Here is a 20,132-nt window from a genome sequence, read left to right as displayed (position 1 = left end):
ATTATGGCGATGGATGGATCCTCCAGCGAAACAGCACCCGATCTAAGGGTTGATGTGGCCATTGTCGGTGGTGGCATGGCGGGCCTTACGGCGGCATGCGGTTTGGCGCAATATGGCCTTGAAATTGCGGTGATCGATACCGAAGCCCCGCAAGATCTGACAGCACAAACCTTTGATGGACGCTGTTCTGCCATTGCCTATGCCTCGGTGCAGATGCTCAAAAGCCTGAAAATCTGGCCACCGCTTGAGGATACCGCCCAACCCATCAAAGAGATAAGGGTATCGGATGGCGAGTCCCGGCATTTCCTGCATTTCGATTTTGCCCAAATTGGCGATCAACCCCTTGGGGAAATGGTGGAAAACCGGCATTTGCGTCAGGCCCTGTTTTTTCGGGCCAGCCAATTAAGCAATCTGCATCTTCTGGCCCCGGCGCGGGTTGAAACCGTGACACGCGATCAGGCGCGCGCCCATCTGGTGTTAAAAGATGGACGCACAGTTTCCGCCGCTTTGGCGATCGGGGCCGATGGGCGCAACAGCCGGATGCGGCAACAGGCGGCGATCCAGACGCCGCGCTGGCGGTATAATCAGGTGGGAATCGTTGCCACCGTTGCCCATGAACTGCCCCATTGCGCCATCGCCCATGAGCGCTTTTTACCCGACGGACCCTTTGCCATTCTGCCACTGACCGGCAACCGGTCGTCGCTGGTATGGACGGCGAGAGCCTCCTCCGAAAAGGCAATCATGGGGCTATCCCCCCGCGCCTTTGAAGCAGAAGTACAACGGCGCATGGGCGACTTTTTAGGCAAGGCCACCATCTGTGGTCCGCGGTGGAGCTATCCTTTGGGCCTGCATATGGCCGAACGCTATATAGACACCCGGCTGGCGCTGATCGGCGATGCAGCCCACGGTATTCATCCCATTGCCGGACAGGGCCTGAATATGGGCCTGCGCGACATTGCCGCCCTGATCGAAGTGCTTGTGGAAGCAGCGCGGCGCGGCGAAGATATTGGCAGCCCCTTTGTTCTGGAGCGCTATCAACGCTGGCGGCGCACAGACAATGTGGTGCTGGCTTTGGTCACCGATACTTTGAACCGGCTGTTTTCCAATGACATTGCGCCCATTCGCCATGCCCGCGATCTGGGCCTGTCCGTTGTAAACCGCCTGCCGGTGCTAAAACGCTTTTTCATGAGCCATGCCCGCGGGACGGTGGGCAAATTGCCCCGTCTTTTGGAGGGCCATCCCCTATGAGCAATGCGGACCAAATTTTTGAGACAGAGCGGCTTGTTTTGGCGCCGCTCGTTCACAAAGATTTCGAAGCATTGGTGAAACTGGATGCGAACCGGGCGGTGATGAAACACATCACAGGCCGCCCCAGATCACGCGAAGAAACCATCGCAAATATCTATAAAAACTACATAAACACAGAAATTCCGCCGGGTATGGGGGCGTGGTCCATCACATGGCGCGACGGCGATGGAACCTTTCTTGGTCTGGTGATGCTCAAGCCTTTGGACGGCGGCCCCGAAATTGAAGTGGGCTACCGGCTGCACCCCGATCATTGGGGGGCCGGTCTGGCCACCGAGGCGGCGCGGCGCATTGTTTCTTATGGCTTTGACGATCTGAAACTTGGCACCATTGTGGGCGTTGCCATGACAGACAATGCCGCCTCGCAAAAGGTGCTCCAAAAATGCGGCCTGCGCCCGGCGGGGCATGTCTCGGCTTATGGGATTGATGGCCTTGCCTACTTTGCCCTGAACCGGGAAGACTATCGCGCCATAAACGCCAGCACCGGAGAATAAAGCGGCAAGCGCTTTTAAGCGTGTGTTTAAGGATAATGCGCCGAAAGATCGCCCGACACCTCTTGTAGCGCCGCTATGGGGTGGTAATCCTGATACAAGGCATCGCTTTCATAATCGATATGGCCAAAAGGCCGCTTTCCCCTCACATGCAGGGTTTGGCGATGCATCACGGGATAGCCATCCTTGGTGCGTTTGAAACGGATCAAGCCTTCACCGCTTTCAATGCGGACCAGCCACATGGGTTTAAAGGTTTCCGCCACCATAAGCCGCACCTCGCGCACAAAAGGAACGCCGCTGGTCAGATCCACCACCACTTCACCGGAAATCTTATCGGAAATATCTTCGCCATGTAGAATGATCGAGCCTTTTCCCAAACGGTCGATCCGGTATGTCACATCGGTTTCCGTTTGTGCCAAACGCGTCACCGGGCCATCCAGATAATGCAGCACGCGTCCATAGCTTTCCGGCGGATCACGATCTTCATCATCCTCATATTTGCGCTGATATTTCTTGCTTGGCGGTTCATGGTTGCGTTCCAGCAATGTCCAGCGCTCGCCTTCGGGCAAACGGGGATCAAACACCGCTTTACGCTGGCGGGTTTTCCCGGAATTATCAAAAACCTCTCTCGTCACCTTATGGTGCAAAGGAGACACCACCGCAGCTTCGGCGCGCACCGCATCTAAAATGGGGTCCGCAAAAGCCCGGGAGGCACCCCAAGAGGCAAGCACCACCGCCAAAAGCGCCAAAAAGGATTTTGCCCTCACCATCCCGCCTCCACAAAGACAACGCTGAACCATCCGTCTCACCATAATGCAGAGGAATGAGCACAGGCTGAACAAACCCTGCCCGCCTATCGGCCGGTATTTTCCACATCCGCCAGATAAGCCGCCCAGTTCGACGCCTGATTTACGCTCAGTTCATAAAGATAATCCCAACGATAAAGGCCGCTATCATGGCCATCGTCAAACACCAGCCGCACGGCATAATGCCCCACCGGCTCGATGCGGGTGATGGCCACCGAGGCTTTGCCAAGAACCGCAAGCGGCTTGGCGCCACCATGGCCGCGTACCTCTGCACTGGGGGAAAAGACCCGCAAATAGTGCGCGGGCAGATGGGCCGTCACCCCATCATCAAAGCGCAGATCCAAACGACGTTCGGCGGTTTTCAGCACAATATCCACAGGACGTGGCATGGCATCATGTCCTATTCCTGCGCATCCAGACGACGCGCCTCATCCACCAGCATGATGGGAACACCATCCCGAATGGGAAAGGCCAATCCCGCATCATCGCTGATCAGCTCTTGGTTGGCGCGATCATAGCGCAAGGTGGATTTGGTGAGGGGACATACCAGAATTTCCAGCAATTTCGGATCAATATCGTCTTTTTCCAGGGTCATGGTTCGGCTCATTCTCTCGCATCAAAAAAAGATGCAATGGTTTCAATTTGGCACCGGCGGTTGTTGGTCGTCTTCGTCCAATAATGGGTCAGCCAACGCAAATTCCATCAAACTGATCATGGTTCTGGTCCGTGCGCGCAGACTTTTCGCTTCCAGCAGCGCCTGTTTTTCCGCCGGGGAGAACGGACAGATCATGGCCAGTGAATTGATCAACAATTCATCCGGCGCTTTTTCAATAGCCGACCATTCCGCACTTAGACCACGGCGATCCAGGAATTTGGTCAGGCGGTCGATCAGATCAGCCCGTGCGATCCCGGCATCGGGCATTGGCGTCAGGCGATCCCCTTCATAGGGAGCATAATCCGCCTGCACCTGACGATATGGGGTCGTGCTGGAAAGTTCTTCCACGATTTTAAAGCGCGTGACCCCTTTCAAGGTAATCAAGAAACGGCCGTCTTCGGTTTCTGCGAAAGAACAGATACGGCCCGCACATCCAATGCCGTAGAGCGCCGGATCACCCTCTTGCCCGTCATCCACCGGCTGAACCATGCCGATCATCCGGTCGCCGCCCATCACATCGCGCACCATACGCAAATAGCGCGGCTCGAAAATATTCAGCGGCATCTCACCACGTGGCAACAGCAAGGCGCCCATAAGGGGAAAGACCGGCAAAACGCCGGGTAAACTCTCGTCCTTTGAGCGGCCGGAAAGTGCCACGCGGTCCTCCTTCAGGAAAACAAGATAGACGACAAACGACGACGCCAACGCAAAGTGAAGGGATCGGCAGCCCCCGCCACATCAAACAACTTCAAAAGTTGCGTGCGCGCCGCATTGTCATTCCACTCACGATCGGCGCTGATAATGGCAATCAAATGTTCGGCGGCCTCTTCCAGTTGCGCGCGGCCTGCCAGCGCCAAAGACAGATCATAGCGCAACGCATGGTTCTCCGGTTCTTTGGCCAAACAGTCTTGCAATTCTGCCACATCGCCAGCATCGCGGCCAAGGTCCATCAGATCCAGAGCGGCTCGCGCCTTGATGATATCAGGGTCCGACGCCGCCTCTTTGGGGGCCGACTCAAGAAGGGCGCGGGCTTCTTCGATTTTGCCAACGGCCAGATAGGTTTGCGCCAGACCGGCCAAAATACGCACATTATCTGGCTCTGCATGGCTGGCACCACCAAAAATACGCAAGGCCAGATTGGTGTCACCCGCAGCAAGAGCCGCAAAGCCCTGATCGAGAATGGCATTCATGTCCTTGCCTTCCTCGTCCGCGCCACCGGACAAGGTGATCAATTGGTCGATGAAGCTGCGGATCTGGCTTTCCGGCAAGGCCCCCTGAAAGGCATCCACCGGCTGGCCTTGATAAAAGGCATAGACCGTGGGCACCGATTGAATCTGAAGCTGGGCGGCAATCTGCTGGTTTTTATCGATATCCACTTTGATCAGGGCAATCTTGCCCTTGGACTCGCGTACCAGCTTTTCCAGAACAGGCGTCAGTTGCTTGCATGGCTCGCACCATGTGGCCCAGAAATCCACCAGAACCGGCCGTGTTTTCGAGCCTTCCAGAACATCCTGAACAAAAGACCTGCTATCGGCATCCTTGATCAGGGCCTTGTCATCCCCGGTATCGGCCCCTTTTGCGGAAATGATATGTTCCATCCGTATCTGTCCTTTTTCAGCCTGCGGCACGCGATCAACTTTGAAAGGCGGTCTTAACATGTTTTTCCCGCCAAGCCAGCCGCCAAAGCCATGATCGGGCCAGCACAGCGTGGCAAAAAGGTGGCCATATCCCTTCCGGATAATATTTTTCTGGACATACAGGGCCAGTGCGCCTATATCGCCCTCCACGCTGTTTGGGCGAACGGACAAAAAAAGCCTGTTGCATCTTGCAACGCTTTAAGTATAGTCCCGCCGACCAGATGATGACAGGCCTTCGGGTCATACCCAATATGCGGGCGTAGCTCAGGGGTAGAGCACAACCTTGCCAAGGTTGGGGTCGTGAGTTCGAATCTCATCGCCCGCTCCAGTTTTTGCCTGATCCCAGGCACCAAAGGCCGATCCATTGTGATCGGCCTTTTTGGTATGCCCGATAAACTCCCCGGCCTCTTTCCACATGATGCCCCTGCATAACAAGAAACAGGGTGCATTGACTGCAGCGCGCTTGCGGCACATAGCATAGACAGGGCGCGGAAATAGGGGCCATATAGCCTGATGGAAAACGAATCGGTGTTCAGTGTCGGCTGGGAAGAATGGGTGGCACTCCCCGCCCTTGGTATTCCCGCCATTCGCGCCAAGGTGGATACCGGCGCACAAACCTCATCCCTGCACGCTTTTTCCGTTCATCCCTATGAGAAAAACGGCAAAAACCGGGTGCGTTTCGGCCTGCATCCCTTACCAGAGCGTCCGGAAATCGAGCTTTATTGCGAAGCCGATCTGGTGGGCCAGCGCGAGATTACATCATCCAATGGTGAAACCGAATTGCGCTTTATCATCCGCACGCTGGCGCGCATTGGCGACCATGAATGGCCTATAGAGATGTCGCTGACCAACCGTGAAACCATGTCGTACCGCATGTTATTGGGTCGCCGCGCCCTGGAAGGCGGCCTTCTGGTGAATGTGACCCGGTCCTGCATCCAAGGCACGCCGGATCTTTCTGCCTATGATAGCCTTCCCCATGTGCACGCCGCCGAACGTCCTTTGAACATCGCCCTGCTTACCGGAACCCCCAAAAGCCCCACCGTGGAACGCCTGGTCGAAGCCCTGGAAGCCCGCAGCCATGCCGCCCATATTCTGGATGTGAACCGCTGTTATATGTCCATTGACGGGGGGCTGCTTGATCTTTTTCTGAACGGAAAAGCCCTGCCGCGCTTTGATGCAGCCCTGCCCTATTTGGCTGTGAAAGACTTGACCTATGGCCTTGCCCTGTTGCGCCATCTTGAAACCATGGGTGTGCGCAGCCTGAATTCCAGCGTGGCTTTGGCGGCCGCATGGGATCGGCTGCATACCAGCCAACGTCTGGCCCGACGCGGTGTGCCGCAGCCTTCCACTGGCGTTGCCAATGCACCCGACAGCAATACCCATTTGATCAAGCTGCTGGGCGGCGCTCCTTTGATGCTGAAAATTCTGGAAGGCAATGAAGACCGTGGATCTGTGGTGGCCGATACACGGAAAGCCGCCGATTCCGTCCTGAACGCCATGCATGGCTTACGCGCCCATGTTCTGGTGCAGGAATATGTGACGGAAGCGGGTGGAGCCGCCCTGCGCTGCCTGATGGTAGGGCGCAAGCTGGTCGGCTCCGTAAGTGTACAGCCCCCCAAATCCACAAATGCAGGCACAAGCGACTCTTTGGCCAAACGCGTGATGAAAAAAGCCCGCCCCACCATTGAGGAACGTCGCATTGCTGCAAAAGCTATGGCTGCCCTCAATCTGCAAGCGGCCATTGTGGATCTGGTGCGCTCGGAAAACGGGCCTTTGGTTGTCAATGTGGACCCTGCCGGAGCATTTGAATTATTTGAAGGCACCAGCGGTCTGGATGTCGCGGGAGCCATTGTCAGCCATTTGGAAAGCCGTGTGGGACGCGGCGCCGGATATAACCGAAAAGACCGATAAAATCACAATCCGGTGCCTTCAGCCATGTGCGGCACCAACGGGTGTTGCACCTGTCTGTACAATATGGGAAGAGCGAGACATGGGGTAAGAGGCAAGAGTCCGGTCGGTGCCTTTACTCTTTTGCCCACACCTTCGTTTGATGATGAAGACATCGGCAACAGACACCCCCCATGAACGACCGGGCCTGATAATCGGAAGTGGTGATTGCTTCCTAACCGGTGAGAATAAGCATGGAAGGTTCGATGCAAGGGTCCGGCGCAAATCCATTCGAGCATAAGGATGCCGTTGTTTCCAGTGTTCTGGAGATTGCCAAAGAGCAGGCGCCAAAGGACGAGCGCGACGATATCTTGCGCTTTTTGGAGGTGTTTTACGCCCATGCATCGCCCGACGATGTCATCGCCCAAACACCGCAAACCCTTTATGCCATTGCCCTGCATTTATGGCGCATGGGGGCCAACCGGAAGCCCGGCACCCCAAAGATAGAAGTGCTCAATCCGCGCTCCATGGATGAAGGATGGGCGACGCCGCACACCGCCATCGCCATCGTTAATGACGATATGCCCTTCCTTGTGGATTCCATCACCGGTGGATTGGCCGTTACCCATCATTATCATCTCCATGCTGTCCACCATCCCATTTTGTTGATTGACCGGGATGAGGACGGCACCCGGCGCCATGTTCTCGGCGCTGTGGATTTTGAACGAGGCCACGAACATGGCAAAGGCCGCGAATCCTATATTTATGTCGAGATCGACGCCGAATCCGATCCCAAGGTTCTGGCATCGGTAAAAGCGCTGATTGAAACCATTCTTGCCGATGTACGCATCAGCGTACAAGATTGGCGGGCCATGGTTGCCAAAATCGACGAAACCGTGGCGTCCCTTACCGTCAACCCGCCCCCCATCAGCATCGGTGCACAAGAAGAAACCATCCGCTTTTTGCGCTGGCTGGGAATGGATCGCTTCACCTTTTTGGGATATCGGGAATATCGTTATGAAGGCGATGCTGAAGATGGCAGCTTCAAGCCCATCGACAGTTCCGGCCTTGGAATTTTGCGGGACCCCAAGCGCTATATCCTGCGCGGCACCAAAGGGTTAACGGCAATATCGGCGGAAATTCGCCACTTTTTAACCCAGCCCGACACCCCCTTGATCATCACCAAGGCCAATGTAAAGGCCACGGTTCACCGCCCCATCCATATGGATTATGTGGGCGTGAAAATTTATAATGAAAATGGAAAAGTCGTTGGCGAACGCCGCTTTACCGGCTTGTTCACCTCTCAGGCCTATGCGGAAAGCCCTTATGAAACGCCGCTTTTACGGCGCAAGGTAGAAAATGCACAACGCCGGGCGCTGTTTGACAAGCGCAGCCATGCAGGAAAGGCCCTGCGCCATATTCTGGAATCCTTCCCGCGCGACGAATTGTTCCAGATCAGCGAAGACCAGTTGTTGCGCACCAGCCTTGGGATTCTTCATCTAAACGAACGGCCCCGTCCCCGCGCCTTTATCCGGCGCGACCAGTTTGAACGCTTTGTATCGGCTTTGATTTATGTGCCGCGCGATGTGTATCATTCGGGCCTGCGCCAAGAGATCGAGAAAATCCTGTGCAATGCCTTCAATGGCGAAGTCTCGGTTTATTACGCCCAGCTTTCTGAAGATGTGATGGCCCGGTGGCATTTCATCATTCGCACCAAGCCCGGCCATGTTCCGCCCGTCGACCAAACGAAAATCGATGAACAACTGGCCCGTGCCGTCAAGGGCTGGCCGGATCTGCTGCGTGAACAGCTGATCGAGCAGCATGGTGAAGCCCACGGCATCCAGCTATATAATCAATATGGCCATATTTTCTCTTTGAGCTATCAAGAGGATTTCGAGCCGCGCCACGGTATTTTGGACATCGCCAAGCTTGATGCGCTGTCTGCCAATGGCGGCATCGGCTTTGATCTATATCGCCGCGATAGCGACCGCCCCGATGGCTTGCGCCTGAAAATGTATCACGGCACCGAAATCGTTCCGCTGAGCCAATGCCTGCCCATGCTGGAACATCTGGGGCTGAAAGTAATCAGCGAACATGCCTATGAGCTGGAGCGCGAAACAGGCGGTTGTATCCATGATTTTTATCTGCTGCGCGCCCAAAACCAGACGCTCGAAATCAAAACCATCAAGCCCTTGGTAGAGGCCCTTCTGGTCCAGGTCTGGACCCGGCAAGTGGAAGACGACAGCTATAACAGCTTGGTCATCGATTGCGGACTAACCGGACGGGATGTGGTGGTTTTGCGGGCCTATGGGCGCTTTATCCGCCAATTGGGCCTGCCTTTTGGCCAAGTATATCTGGCCCGCAGTCTGCGCGATTATCCAGAAATCACCCACGTCCTGTTCGATTTGTTCACCGCCCGCTTCGACCCTGCCTTCAAAGGCACCAAAGAGGAGCGCAATGCCGCCATCAAAGCCATTGCCGACCGCTTTACCGAACAGCTGGACACAGTAAACGGTCTGGATGAAGACCGAATCTTGCGCACCTATTTCAACCTGATCCAATCCACAGTGCGCACCAATTTCTATCAGACGCTCGATTGCGATGCCGATAGCGACGACAGCACCGGCCTTGCCATCAAGATCCGCTCGCGGGATGTGGAAGAAGCCCCACTTCCCCGGCCATGGCGGGAAATCTTTGTCTATTCCCCCCGTGTGGAAGGCGTGCATCTACGCTGGGGACCGGTGGCGCGCGGCGGCTTGCGCTGGTCAGACAGGCGGCAGGATTTCCGCACGGAAGTGTTGGGATTGGTAAAAGCCCAACAGGTGAAGAATGCCGTGATCGTTCCGGTAGGGGCCAAAGGGGGCTTTGTCCCCAAAGCCCTGCCTTCGGGCGGCGACAGAGAGGCCGTTCTTCAAGAAGGCATTACCTGTTATAAACGCTTTATCTGCAGCCTGCTTTCAGTCACCGACAATCTGGTGGACGGCAAGGTGGTGCCCCCCGCCAATATGGTGCGTCACGATGAAGACGATCCTTATCTGGTGGTCGCCGCCGATAAAGGCACAGCAACCTTTTCCGATACGGCAAACGGGTTGGCAATCGGCCGGAATTTCTGGATGGGTGATGCCTTCGCCTCGGGCGGCAGCCATGGCTATGATCATAAGGCCATGGGCATCACTGCGCGCGGTGCCTGGGTTTCTGTTGAACGGCATTTCAGAGAAATGGGCAAAAACATTGCCACAGACCCGTTCACCGTGATCGGTGTGGGGGATATGTCCGGCGATGTGTTCGGCAACGCCATGTTGTTGTCCCGCGCCATTCGCCTGCAAGCGGCGTTCGACCACCGCCATATTTTTATCGACCCCGATCCCGATGCGGAAAGCAGCTTTAAAGAACGCACACGGCTGTTCGCCCTGAAGCGCTCGAGCTGGGAAGATTATGATACGTCCTTGATCTCCAAAGGCGGCGGAGTCTGGCCGCGGACGGCAAAATCCATCCCGCTGACAAAAGAGGTTCAAGCCTTTCTCGGTATTGAAAAAAATGCCCTGACCCCGGCGCAGCTTATCCACCATATCCTGAAGGCCGAAGCGGATCTGTTATGGTTTGGCGGCATTGGAACCTATGTCAAATCATCGGAAGAAAGCCATTCCGAAGTGGGCGACCGCGCCAATGATGCCATCCGCATCAATGGCCGCGATTTAAAGGTGAACGTATTGGGCGAAGGGGCGAATTTGGGCATGACCCAACGGGCCCGCATCGAGTTTGCCCAAAAAGGCGGCCGCTTGAACACCGATTTCATCGACAATTCCGCCGGCGTCGATTGTTCGGACAAAGAGGTGAATATCAAGATCCTGCTGGCCGACGCCATGCGCCGCGACCTTTTGGATCAGGAATCTCGCGACAATCTTTTGGCCGAAATGACAGACGCGGTGTCCGACATTGTGTTGCAAAACAATTATTTGCAAACACAGGCCATCAGCCATGCACAAGCCCGCGCTGCCAATGCACGGGAAAGCCATGCAGGCCTTATTCGCACCTTGGAACGCGAAGGAACGCTGAACCGCGATATCGAATATCTTCCCAGCGAAGAACAATTCTCGGAACTGGCCCTATCGCAAAGCGGCCTTACGCGTCCCGAGCTTTCCGTGCTGATGGCCTATGCCAAGCTCAGCCTGAAGGCCATTTTGATGAACAGCGAACTTCTGGATGATCCGTTCCTGACAGTGGAACTCGGGGCGAGCTTCCCCAGTGTCTTGCGCGATCGCTTTTCCTCGTCGCTGGAAACCCACAGATTGCGGCGCGAATTGATAGCCACAACCCTTGTCAATCAGGTGGTCAACCGCGCGGGGCTGACCTTCATCTATGAAGTGCGTGAAGAAACCGGCCTTGGGGTGGATCAAATTATCGGCGCCTTTCTTGTGGTGCGCGATATCTTCAATCTCAATGATCTGTGGCCGGAAATCGACAGTCTCGATCATCAAATGCCCGCCGCCATTCAAACCCTGATGTATCTGGAGCTTTCAGAACTAATCAAGCAACAAACCATCTGGTTTTTGCGCAATGAAGAATGGCCTTTTGACCTTCCGGGCCTGATCGACATCTATGATGACGGGGTCGTGGCTTTGCTCGCCAATCCCGAAGCGGTTTTATCACCCTTGTCTCTGGAAGCCTTCAAAACCCGCGTCGGCATGTATGAAGAACAGGGCGCACCTGTTGGCCTGTCCCGAAAAATTGTGGCTCTTCAGATGCTTATGTTCTCATGCGATGTGCAAAAAATCGCCATCGCCTTGGACAGAAAAGTTGTGGATGTGGGCCGTGCTTATTCCGAAGTCGGGGAGCGCATCGGTTTCGACTGGTTGCGCCAGGCCAGCGACACCCTTTCCACCGAAGATCATTGGGACCGGTTGGCCGCCCGCGCCGTTCTGGATGATCTGGCCGATCAACAGCGCGAATTGACCCAACATATTCTGGAAGAAAACCGGAAGGCAGACGGTCCGGAAGCCGTGATCAAATGGTTTGACGATCAGGAATTGACACGGGCGCGGGCAGACCGCTTGCTGTCCGATCTTAAATCCAGCGGCCCGCTTTCGGTGGCAAAGCTTAGTTTTGCCGCCCGCCATCTGCGCTCGATTCTGTCACGCGCTGTTGGGATTTAAAACTAAAAATTAGTTTGTTAAGAAAAAGCGCCCATCCTTGTGATAGAGGATGAGCGCTTTTTTTATCAACCGGACCGGACCCAAAATAACAGGCCTTAACCCTCCATCAATTTCTGACAAAGATCATCAAGCTGTTCCAATGTCAGATACCGGATGGACACCACGCCCCCTTCAGCGCCCCGATCATTGATATCCACGGCCAAGCCAAGCGCCTGTCCAAGATCGGCTTCCAATGCCTTTGTATCGGGGTCTTTCCGGCGTTTTTTAGCCTTGGATTTTTCTGTCTCGGTGCCTTGCCCTGCCCCTGTTCCCCGTTCTTTGGCCACCAGCGCTTCTGTCTGGCGAACGCTTAGTCCGGCATCCAAAACTCGCTGCGCCAATATGTCCGGATCGGGGCTGCCAATCAAAGCACGGGCATGCCCCATGCTCAACCGGCCATCATCAACCATGGCCCGCACCGTATCCGGCAGGCTTAAAAGCCGCAAAAGATTGGCAATATGGCTCCGCGATTTGCCAACCGCTTTCGCCACATCCTCTTGCCGGTGCCCGAATTCTGCAATCAAACGCTGATAACCGTCTGCTTCTTCAATGGGCGACAGATCCTGTCGCTGCACATTTTCTATGATGGCCACTTCCAAAGCGGCACGATCATCCAAATCCCGTATAAGAACCGGAACCTCATGCAATCCGGCTTTTTGCGAAGCTCTCCAGCGCCGCTCCCCGGCTATGATCTCATAACGTTGTTCGCCATTGGAAGGTTGAGAGACCGGACGCACAAGAATAGGCTGCAACACACCTTTTTCAGCAATTGAAGCAGACAATGTCTCAAGATCTTCAGTGACAAAATTGCGACGCGGCTGAAACGGGTTCGCTTTTAAAAAATGGATCGGCACAAGGCGCGTATCACGATTGGATGGCGCTTGTGATTCACTAATATTCTCAACGGGATAATCGTCCATCAAAGCCGATAATCCGCGTCCTAATCCCCGTTGTTGGCCCCGAGAGCGGCCGGGTTTTTCCGGTGCCTGATCGCTCATGCCGCTTTTGCCTTTCTTTCCCGCTTCAAAATCTCACTGGCCAAACGCATATAGGCTTGGCTGCCTGAACAGCGATGATCGTATAAAAGAGCCGGCTTTCCGTGGCTTGGTGCTTCCGAAACCCGCACATTGCGCGGAATCACCGTTTTGAACACCACATCGCCCAAATAACCGCGCACATCTTTTGCGACCTGATCACTAAGCCGGTTGCGCTTATCAAACATGGTCAGCACCACCCCGGAAATGGCCAAAGACCCATTATAGGTGGATTTTACCCGCTCAATGGTCCGCAACAAAAGCGATAGACCTTCAAGAGCAAAAAATTCGCATTGCAAAGGAACCAGAACCGATTGCGCCAATGTCAGAGCATTCAATGTTAATAAAGACAAAGAGGGCGGGCAATCAATCAGCACATAATCGAAATTCCCCAAAGAGGGATCAAATTCCAAGGTATCGCGCAGACGATACGCACGCCGCGACATGGTCACCAATTCCGTATCGGCGCCCGACAAATCAATGGTGGACGGGATAATATAAAGCCCCGGCACCGCTGTAGGTGCCAGCACTGCAGCAATATCCGCCTCGCCGGTGATCAATTCATAAGAAGATAATTTACGCTTGGACCGATCGATGCCAAAGCCGGTAGAGGCGTTGCCTTGCGGGTCCAGATCGATGATCAGAACTTTTTTCCCGATGGCGGCAAGCGCCGTGGCCAAATTGATGGCTGTGGTGGTTTTCCCCACACCGCCCTTTTGATTGGCAACGGCAATGATATTGGGCTGGTGCCCATCCCGGTTTTGCGAAGATCCATTGTCTTGGAGAGAATTATTATGCACGGCTTACCGTCCTTAATCTCACGATCATCGCCTGAGGGTCCGTCCAGCTTTCAAAGGTTTCCGCGTCAAAAACCCATGATTTTCGGCAGTTTTCCAGTTCCAACTGCACCTCTTTCCCCTTTAGAAACCACATTTCCGTTTGGGGTGTGGCAAAGGCATAAGCATAGTCCAACAAACGATCCAAAGGCGCAAGAGCCCGCGCGGTGATCATGTCCACAGGAAATGGCGGCAAGGCCTCGATCCGGGCCGTATGAACATGGGCCGGAGCGCCTGTTTCCAAAATTACCTGTCGCAAAAAGCTGCATTTCCGCCGGTCACTTTCAACCAAATCAACCCGACCGGCCCCGCATAAGGCCAGAACCAGCCCCGGAAATCCGGCCCCCACCCCGAAATCAAGCCAATGGGTGGGCAGTTGATGGTCGCTATGATCCCGAATATGGGCGATCAATTGGGCAGAATCGAGAAAATGCCGCGTCCAGATATGATCCACCGTTGCCGGCCCGATCAAATTGATACGGGCCTGCCACTTTTTCAAAAGGCGTTCATAAACCGCCAGCGCATCCATTGTTTCACGTGAAACACCAAGCCGGTCACGCCACAGACTTTCATCACGCCCCATCATGCGGCTTTCGACCGGCGTTTCAAATGCGCGAGCAAAAGCGTCAAAGCCGCTGGTGTGACACCGGAAATCCGCGCAGCCGCCCCCAGGGTTGCCGGGCGCACCGTTGCGAATTTTTCCTGAAGTTCCCGCGAAAGGCCGGGCAAGTCGGTAAAGTCGAAATCCGCCGGAATGATCAATTTTTCATCTTTCCTAAAGGCTTCGATGTCTTTTGTCTGGCGGCCCAAATAGGTTGCATAACGCGCCTCGATAGCCACTTGTTCACCGATTTCAGGCGATATGGACGCCAGATCATAGGGCCAGATTGGCGTTAATTTTTCTATCGACATGTCCGGATAGCTCAGCAATTCCATGGCTGTCCGGCGGCGCCCATCCTTGCGAATGGACAAGCCATGCTGAGTGGCTTCATCCGGTGTCAGATTCAAGCTTTCCAAAGCCGCCCGCGCCTTTTGCAGTTTTTGGGATTTTTCTGCCCAACGGGATGCCCGAACGCTCCCCACCAAACCAGCATCTTTGGCCTTGTCTGTCAGCCGTTGATCGGCGTTATCAGCCCGTAAATGCAGACGATATTCCGCCCGGCTGGTGAACATGCGATAGGGTTCGCGCGTCCCCTTCGTAATAAGATCGTCGATCATCACGCCAATATAAGCATCGGCCCGATCCAAACAAAAATCACCATTATTGCCTGCCGCTCTGGCTGCATTGGCTCCGGCCATCAAACCTTGCGCCGCCGCCTCTTCATAGCCGGTGGTCCCATTGATCTGGCCAGCCAAATAAAGCCCTGACAGCCGCCGCGTTTCCAATGTAGGCCGCAATTCACGGGGATCGATAAAATCATATTCAATGGCATAACCAGGACGAATGATTTCGGCCTTTTCCAATCCGGGTATCGAGCGCACCAAATCCAGCTGAACATCTTCTGGCAGGCTGGTGGAAATGCCATTGGGGTAAACCACCGGGTCATCAAGCCCTTCCGGCTCAAGGAAAATCTGGTGGCTCTCTTTATCCGCAAACCGCACAATTTTATCTTCGATCGACGGGCAATAGCGCGGCCCCCGGCTTTCAATCTGACCGGAATAAAGGGGGGACCGATGAAGATTGCCGCGGATAATATCGTGGGTGCGCACCGTCGTTCGGGTGATATAGCAATCGATTTGCGGAACGGTGATGGTCTTTGTCAATGTGGAAAATGGAACCGGCGGCGTATCGCCCGGCTGGGCTTCGCACACCGACCAATCAATGCTACGCCCGTCTAGACGCGGTGGTGTGCCGGTTTTCAGGCGATTCATTTGAAAGCCAACGGATTCCAATGTTTTGGACAAGCCCATAGAAGGCGCTTCCCCTACCCGACCGGCAGGGATTTTCTTCTCGCCCAAATGGATCAATCCACGCAAAAACGTACCTGTTGTCAGAATAATCCGCGCACTGCGCAGGATTGTCCCATCCGCCAAGACAACGGCTTCTACCGATTGCGCGGGACCATCTTTCTTGATGACGAGATCTTCAACTGCACCTTCGCGGATATGCAGATTTTCTATGTCCGCCAGCATATTCTGCATGGCTTTGGCATATAAAGCACGATCCGATTGGCACCGGGGGCCTTGCACAGCCGGGCCTTTACGCCGGTTCAGCAGGCGAAACTGAATCCCGGATGCATCAGCAACCCGGCCCATCAACCCATCCATCGCGTCAATTTCCCGAACCAGATGGCCTTTGCCAAGCCCGCCAATGGCTGGATTGCACGACATAGCGCCAATGGTGTCGCGCCGATGGGTGATCAATAATGTACGGGCACCAATACGAGCCGACGCCGCAGCTGCCTCGCAGCCGGCATGTCCGCCGCCTATGACAATTACATCAAAGTCCGTATTCACCACTTGAAATCCTGCATTTGCGCCCGCGCACCAAGGGGCGCACTGTATTTTGCCTGTTGTGAAAGGTCAAACAAGAAGGACGATATCTGGCGGATTTCCGTAGAACTTAGCGATGTTCCACGTGAAACATCACTTCCCGATGCAGAAGGAAGAAAACACGATATCCAACAAAGACTCCACATCCACTCGACCGGTTATCCGCCCCAAAGCCCGTGTGGCCAAGCGCACATCCTCCGCCGCCAATACTGCATCTTGTTGTGCGGATTGGAAAAATCGCTCCAAACAATCGACCGCTTCCTGTAAGGCCATACGGTGACGAATGCGCGTAATGGCGGGTGCTTCGCCAATATCGCACAGGCTTGTAACCTTTTGCGTAAGACAGGCCATCAAGGCATCAAGACCTTGCTGCTCGGTCACCGAAGTAACAAATGTCGGTAGTGCATCCTTTTGCTGGCCATAAGAAGGTGTTTCCAGGCAATCGCCTTTATTCACCACCAAAATTGCCTGTTCATCCAGCAAATCCGTGATGGGTTCTGGCAAGGCGGGCCAGTCTTTCGCTTCTACCAGAACCAGGCGAATATCTGCATGCTCCGCCCTCTCCAAAGCCCGGCGCACACCTTCACTTTCAATGCTATGGGCAGTTTCGCGCAAGCCTGCCGTGTCGATTAGAGTAGCCGGATAGCCATCCAGATCCAAAGCCACCTCGATCACATCGCGGGTCGTTCCGGCAATATCAGACACAATCGCCGCATCCCGCTTGGCAATGGTGTTCAACAGGCTGGATTTTCCAACATTGGGTTCCCCCAACAGCACGATAGATACCCCGTTCCGCAACCGCTCGCCGCGCCGTCCATCGGCCAGATGGGTTTTCATCTCGGAACAGAGGGCTTCCAAAGATGGCTTCACCGACAGGGTCATATCTTCGGGCAAATCTTCATCTGGGAAATCAATATCCGCCTCGATCCGCGCCAACGCTTCCAGCAACGCCATCCGCCAGCGTTCATAAAGTGCGCCCAAGGCCCCGCCCATCTGCCGCAAAGCCTGCATACGCTGCAAAGCCGTTTCGGCCATCACCAGATCATTGATCCCTTCGGCCTCGGTTAAATCCATCCGGCCATTTTCAAAGGCCCGACGGGAAAACTCCCCCGCCAGAGCCGGACGCAACCCTTCGATCCGCGACAACGCATCCAGCACCCCGTCCAGAACGGCACGGCCCCCATGCACATGCAGTTCCACCACATCTTCACCGGTGAAGCTGGCAGGGGCTTTGAAATATAAGACCAGCGCATCATCCAGATGGGCATCATTCGCGGGATCGTACAAAGCCCGCACCTGCGCCATACGCGGCGTTGGCAACGGTTTTTCGGTCAACACTTGCAAAGCCAGGGCCGCTTGCGGGCCTGAAATACGGATCACAGACACACCGGCCCGGCCGCGGGCGCTTGCCAGGGCAAAGATGCTTTCAAAATCGCACTCTCTGTTTCGGAGAAGAGTCATCCGCGCGGCTTATCGCTGGGCTTCATTGCTGAAAACATCATTTTCTGAAGTTTTTCCATGCCTGTCGTCGCCCCTGTCATCCACGCCGACATAAGGTTTTGCATGTCTTCAGGGCTTAATCCTTCACTGGCACGGCGTTTCATCTGGGCCAAAATTTCTTCTTGCAAGGGTTCCACATCCGGCAAGCCAAAGAATGTGCGCAGTTCCTTTGGGGTACAGTCAACATCCATAGAAATCTTCATTCCAACGTCTCCTTGCGATGTGCGATCATGGGGCGTAGCCTTTGCGTCCACGGCCCCCCGAACGATCTTCAATGTGAGACCAGATTCCATGACAGACAACCGTTTACGCTTTGAATCAAGCCCTTATCTTCTACAGCATGCAGACAATCCGGTCCACTGGCGTCCTTGGGGAGAAAAAGCGCTAGCCGAAGCCAAAGAGCGCAATGTTCCAATTCTTTTATCTGTGGGTTATGCCGCCTGTCATTGGTGCCATGTGATGGCCCATGAGAGTTTCGAAAACGAAGATATTTCCAATCTTATGAACGATTTATTTGTTAATATTAAGGTTGATCGTGAAGAAAGACCCGATCTGGATACTATCTATATGTCGGCCCTTACCATTATGGGACAACAAGGCGGCTGGCCGCTCACCATGTTTTTGACGCCCGATGGAACTCCTTTTTGGGGTGGCACATATTTCCCCGCAGCCGCCAGCCATGGCCGTCCGGGCTTTGCCGATGTTCTAGAACGCGTTTCGGGAATTTATCATGCCAATCCGGATGCCGTAAAAAAGAACTGCCAATCGCTTATGACCCATCTGGTACAGCAAAACAAAACCAGGCCGGGACAAGATCTTGCCCCCGATATGCTGGATCAGATAGCGGAAAAGCTGGTCCATCATATGGACCCGCGCCATGGCGGTATGGCCGGCGCTCCGAAATTCCCGCAACCTTTCTTGCTGGAGTTTTTATGGCGTGGAGCCATCCGGACCCAAAATGCCCACTGGTCCGATGCGGTGATCCGCAGCCTTGACCAAATGGCTTTAGGCGGTCTTTACGATCATCTGGGCGGCGGCTTTGCACGCTATAGCGTGGACGAACGCTGGCTGGTCCCGCATTTTGAAAAAATGCTTTATGACAATGCGTTATTGATCGATCTTTACACGCAAATATGGCGCGAAACACGCTCGGATCTATATAAACAGCGGGTCGCTGAAACCATGGAATGGGTGCGGCGGGAAATGACCGTAGAGTCCGGAGCTTTTGCCTCGTCCCTGGATGCCGATAGCGAAGGCGAAGAAGGTAAATTCTATGTCTGGACAGCGCAAGAAATCGACCAGCATTTAAATGCCGATGACGCAGCCTTGTTCAAACATGTCTATGATATTTCTCCGCAGGGCAATTGGGAGGGTGTCTCCATTCCCAACCGCCTGACCGGAGCCTGGCCCTTGGATGCGGAAACCGAACGCCGTTTGGCCGATTGCCGGACCATTTTATTCCGTGAACGCGACTTTCGTCCCCGTCCGGGATGGGATGATAAAACCTTGACCGACTGGAACGGCATGATGATCCGCGCCGCCTGTCATGCGGGAAGTGCCTTCGATCGCTCCGATTGGCTGGATATGGCACAAATCGCATTCAAGGCGATCCAGCTTGATATGAGCGGATCTGATGGCCGTCTTTATCATTCTGCACGAAAATCCCGCCGTCAGGAGATATCCTTATTGGACGATCATGCGCATATGATCCTTGCTGCCCTTGCGCTTTATCAAGCCACGGGAAAACCGGACTATCTGGATGCCGCTCTCGGTTGGTGTGCTGTGGTGGAAATGCTCTTTGCCGATCCACAAGAAGGCGGATATTTTACCAGTGCCAAAGACGATGCCAATTTGATCTTGCGCCCGAAAACTGTTCGGGATAGCGCACAGCCTTCTGGCAATGGGACACTTTTGGAATGCTTTTCCCAACTCTTCATGATTACCGGCGATCCGGTTTGGAAAGACCGGGCTGAACGCCTTGTCGCCGCCTTTTCCGGTGAGGCCGTGGGGCAGTTTTTCCCTCTTCTGGGTTTTTTGAATGGCTATGACACGCTGATCAATGGCGTGGACATTACCCTTGGACATAAAGATGGCACAGCACGCCAAACTACATTCATGAACGCCGTCTATAATCTTTCCCTGCCCAATGCAGTGATCCATGACGATCTTTCAAAAGCCCTGCCGCCGGATAATTTGACCATTTGCGCCCATCAAAGCTGCTCACCGCCTCTTGGGCCATCGGATGATTTACGGGCCGCCCTTATAAAGGCCCGGCAAACCCAAAAAGGATAGGCAC

16 protein-coding genes and 1 tRNA gene are annotated in these 20,132 nt (G+C 54.6%); 6 read left to right on the top strand and 11 right to left on the bottom strand.

What is annotated here, in order from left to right; all coding sequences use genetic code 11:
* Positions 1-3: 3 nt before the first annotated feature.
* Together ubiH and IEX96_RS03715 are read left to right on the top strand one after the other, a co-directional pair.
* Positions 4-1,248 carry a 2-octaprenyl-6-methoxyphenyl hydroxylase gene (ubiH, locus tag IEX96_RS03720; RefSeq protein ID WP_229773506.1) on the top strand — a complete coding sequence of 415 codons (1,245 nt, stop codon included), beginning with the start codon at positions 4-6 and terminating at the stop codon, positions 1,246-1,248.
* Positions 1,245-1,799, top strand: a complete 555-nt coding sequence (locus tag IEX96_RS03715) for a GNAT family N-acetyltransferase (protein ID WP_150004300.1) — start codon at positions 1,245-1,247, stop codon at positions 1,797-1,799. Before ubiH ends, IEX96_RS03715 begins: the two co-directional genes overlap by 4 nt.
* Before the next feature lie 26 nt (positions 1,800-1,825).
* Here IEX96_RS03715 and IEX96_RS03710 read toward each other — a convergent pair whose 3' ends face one another.
* The 5 genes from IEX96_RS03710 to trxA all read right to left on the bottom strand — a co-directional run bounded on the left by IEX96_RS03710 (position 1,826) and on the right by trxA (position 4,855).
* Positions 1,826-2,566 (bottom strand): hypothetical protein, encoded by a 741-nt coding sequence (locus IEX96_RS03710; RefSeq protein ID WP_150004299.1) that lies wholly within the window; start codon positions 2,564-2,566, stop codon positions 1,826-1,828.
* Positions 2,567-2,649: 83 nt separating this feature from the next.
* Positions 2,650-2,991, bottom strand: a complete 342-nt coding sequence (locus IEX96_RS03705) for a gamma-butyrobetaine hydroxylase family protein (RefSeq protein WP_150004298.1) — start codon at positions 2,989-2,991, stop codon at positions 2,650-2,652.
* Between the two features lie 11 nt (positions 2,992-3,002).
* Positions 3,003-3,197: a Trm112 family protein gene (locus IEX96_RS03700; protein WP_149999988.1), complete on the bottom strand. Its 195-nt coding sequence runs from the start codon at positions 3,195-3,197 to the stop codon at positions 3,003-3,005.
* 42 nt (positions 3,198-3,239) lie between these two features.
* Positions 3,240-3,914 carry an LON peptidase substrate-binding domain-containing protein gene (locus IEX96_RS03695; RefSeq protein WP_188873492.1) on the bottom strand — a complete coding sequence of 225 codons (675 nt, stop codon included), beginning with the start codon at positions 3,912-3,914 and terminating at the stop codon, positions 3,240-3,242.
* A gap of 11 nt (positions 3,915-3,925) precedes the next feature.
* On the bottom strand, positions 3,926-4,855 hold the full coding sequence (gene trxA / locus IEX96_RS03690; RefSeq protein ID WP_188873491.1) for a thioredoxin: 930 nt from the start codon (positions 4,853-4,855) through the stop codon (positions 3,926-3,928).
* Between the two features lie 292 nt (positions 4,856-5,147).
* Between trxA and IEX96_RS03685 the strand changes: the two genes are divergently transcribed.
* From IEX96_RS03685 to IEX96_RS03675, 3 genes are all read left to right on the top strand, one after another.
* Positions 5,148-5,222, top strand: a tRNA-Gly gene (locus tag IEX96_RS03685).
* Between the two features lie 185 nt (positions 5,223-5,407).
* Complete coding sequence (locus IEX96_RS03680; protein ID WP_150004295.1) at positions 5,408-6,805, top strand: RimK family alpha-L-glutamate ligase; 1,398 nt, start codon at positions 5,408-5,410, stop codon at positions 6,803-6,805.
* A 242-nt stretch (positions 6,806-7,047) separates the two neighbouring features.
* Positions 7,048-11,934 (top strand): NAD-glutamate dehydrogenase, encoded by a 4,887-nt coding sequence (locus IEX96_RS03675; protein ID WP_188873490.1) that lies wholly within the window; start codon positions 7,048-7,050, stop codon positions 11,932-11,934.
* A 95-nt stretch (positions 11,935-12,029) separates the two neighbouring features.
* On the opposite strand, the gene IEX96_RS03670 is transcribed toward IEX96_RS03675, so the two are convergent.
* The 6 genes from IEX96_RS03670 to IEX96_RS03645 all read right to left on the bottom strand — a co-directional run bounded on the left by IEX96_RS03670 (position 12,030) and on the right by IEX96_RS03645 (position 18,039).
* On the bottom strand, positions 12,030-12,971 hold the full coding sequence (locus IEX96_RS03670) for a ParB/RepB/Spo0J family partition protein (RefSeq protein ID WP_150004291.1): 942 nt from the start codon (positions 12,969-12,971) through the stop codon (positions 12,030-12,032).
* Entirely contained in the window at positions 12,968-13,744 is a 777-nt protein-coding gene (locus tag IEX96_RS03665; protein WP_150004510.1) for a ParA family protein, read from the bottom strand. The genes IEX96_RS03670 and IEX96_RS03665 overlap by 4 nt, the downstream gene beginning before the upstream one ends.
* 55 nt (positions 13,745-13,799) lie before the next feature.
* Positions 13,800-14,429: a 16S rRNA (guanine(527)-N(7))-methyltransferase RsmG gene (rsmG, locus tag IEX96_RS03660; protein ID WP_229773505.1), complete on the bottom strand. Its 630-nt coding sequence runs from the start codon at positions 14,427-14,429 to the stop codon at positions 13,800-13,802.
* On the bottom strand, positions 14,426-16,300 hold the full coding sequence (mnmG, locus tag IEX96_RS03655; RefSeq protein ID WP_188873489.1) for a tRNA uridine-5-carboxymethylaminomethyl(34) synthesis enzyme MnmG: 1,875 nt from the start codon (positions 16,298-16,300) through the stop codon (positions 14,426-14,428). Before mnmG ends, rsmG begins: the two co-directional genes overlap by 4 nt.
* Before the next feature lie 129 nt (positions 16,301-16,429).
* A complete protein-coding gene (mnmE, locus tag IEX96_RS03650) occupies positions 16,430-17,797 on the bottom strand; it encodes a tRNA uridine-5-carboxymethylaminomethyl(34) synthesis GTPase MnmE (protein WP_150004290.1) in 1,368 nt (455 codons plus the stop codon).
* Positions 17,794-18,039, bottom strand: coding sequence for a DUF6489 family protein (locus IEX96_RS03645; RefSeq protein WP_150004289.1), 246 nt, complete (start codon positions 18,037-18,039; stop codon positions 17,794-17,796). The genes mnmE and IEX96_RS03645 overlap by 4 nt, the downstream gene beginning before the upstream one ends.
* Positions 18,040-18,127: 88 nt before the next feature.
* On the opposite strand from IEX96_RS03645, the gene IEX96_RS03640 reads away from it, so the two are divergent.
* Positions 18,128-20,128, top strand: a complete 2,001-nt coding sequence (locus IEX96_RS03640) for a thioredoxin domain-containing protein (RefSeq protein ID WP_150004288.1) — start codon at positions 18,128-18,130, stop codon at positions 20,126-20,128.
* Positions 20,129-20,132: the final 4 nt, after the last annotated feature.

Origin of the sequence: Iodidimonas muriae, from assembly GCF_014647255.1 — a bacterium.
In the GTDB taxonomy this organism is placed as follows: domain Bacteria; phylum Pseudomonadota; class Alphaproteobacteria; order Sphingomonadales; family Rhodothalassiaceae; genus Iodidimonas; species Iodidimonas muriae.
The sequence above is the reverse complement of the archived record's forward strand: the minus strand, read 5'-3'. Positions and strand labels throughout refer to the sequence as shown.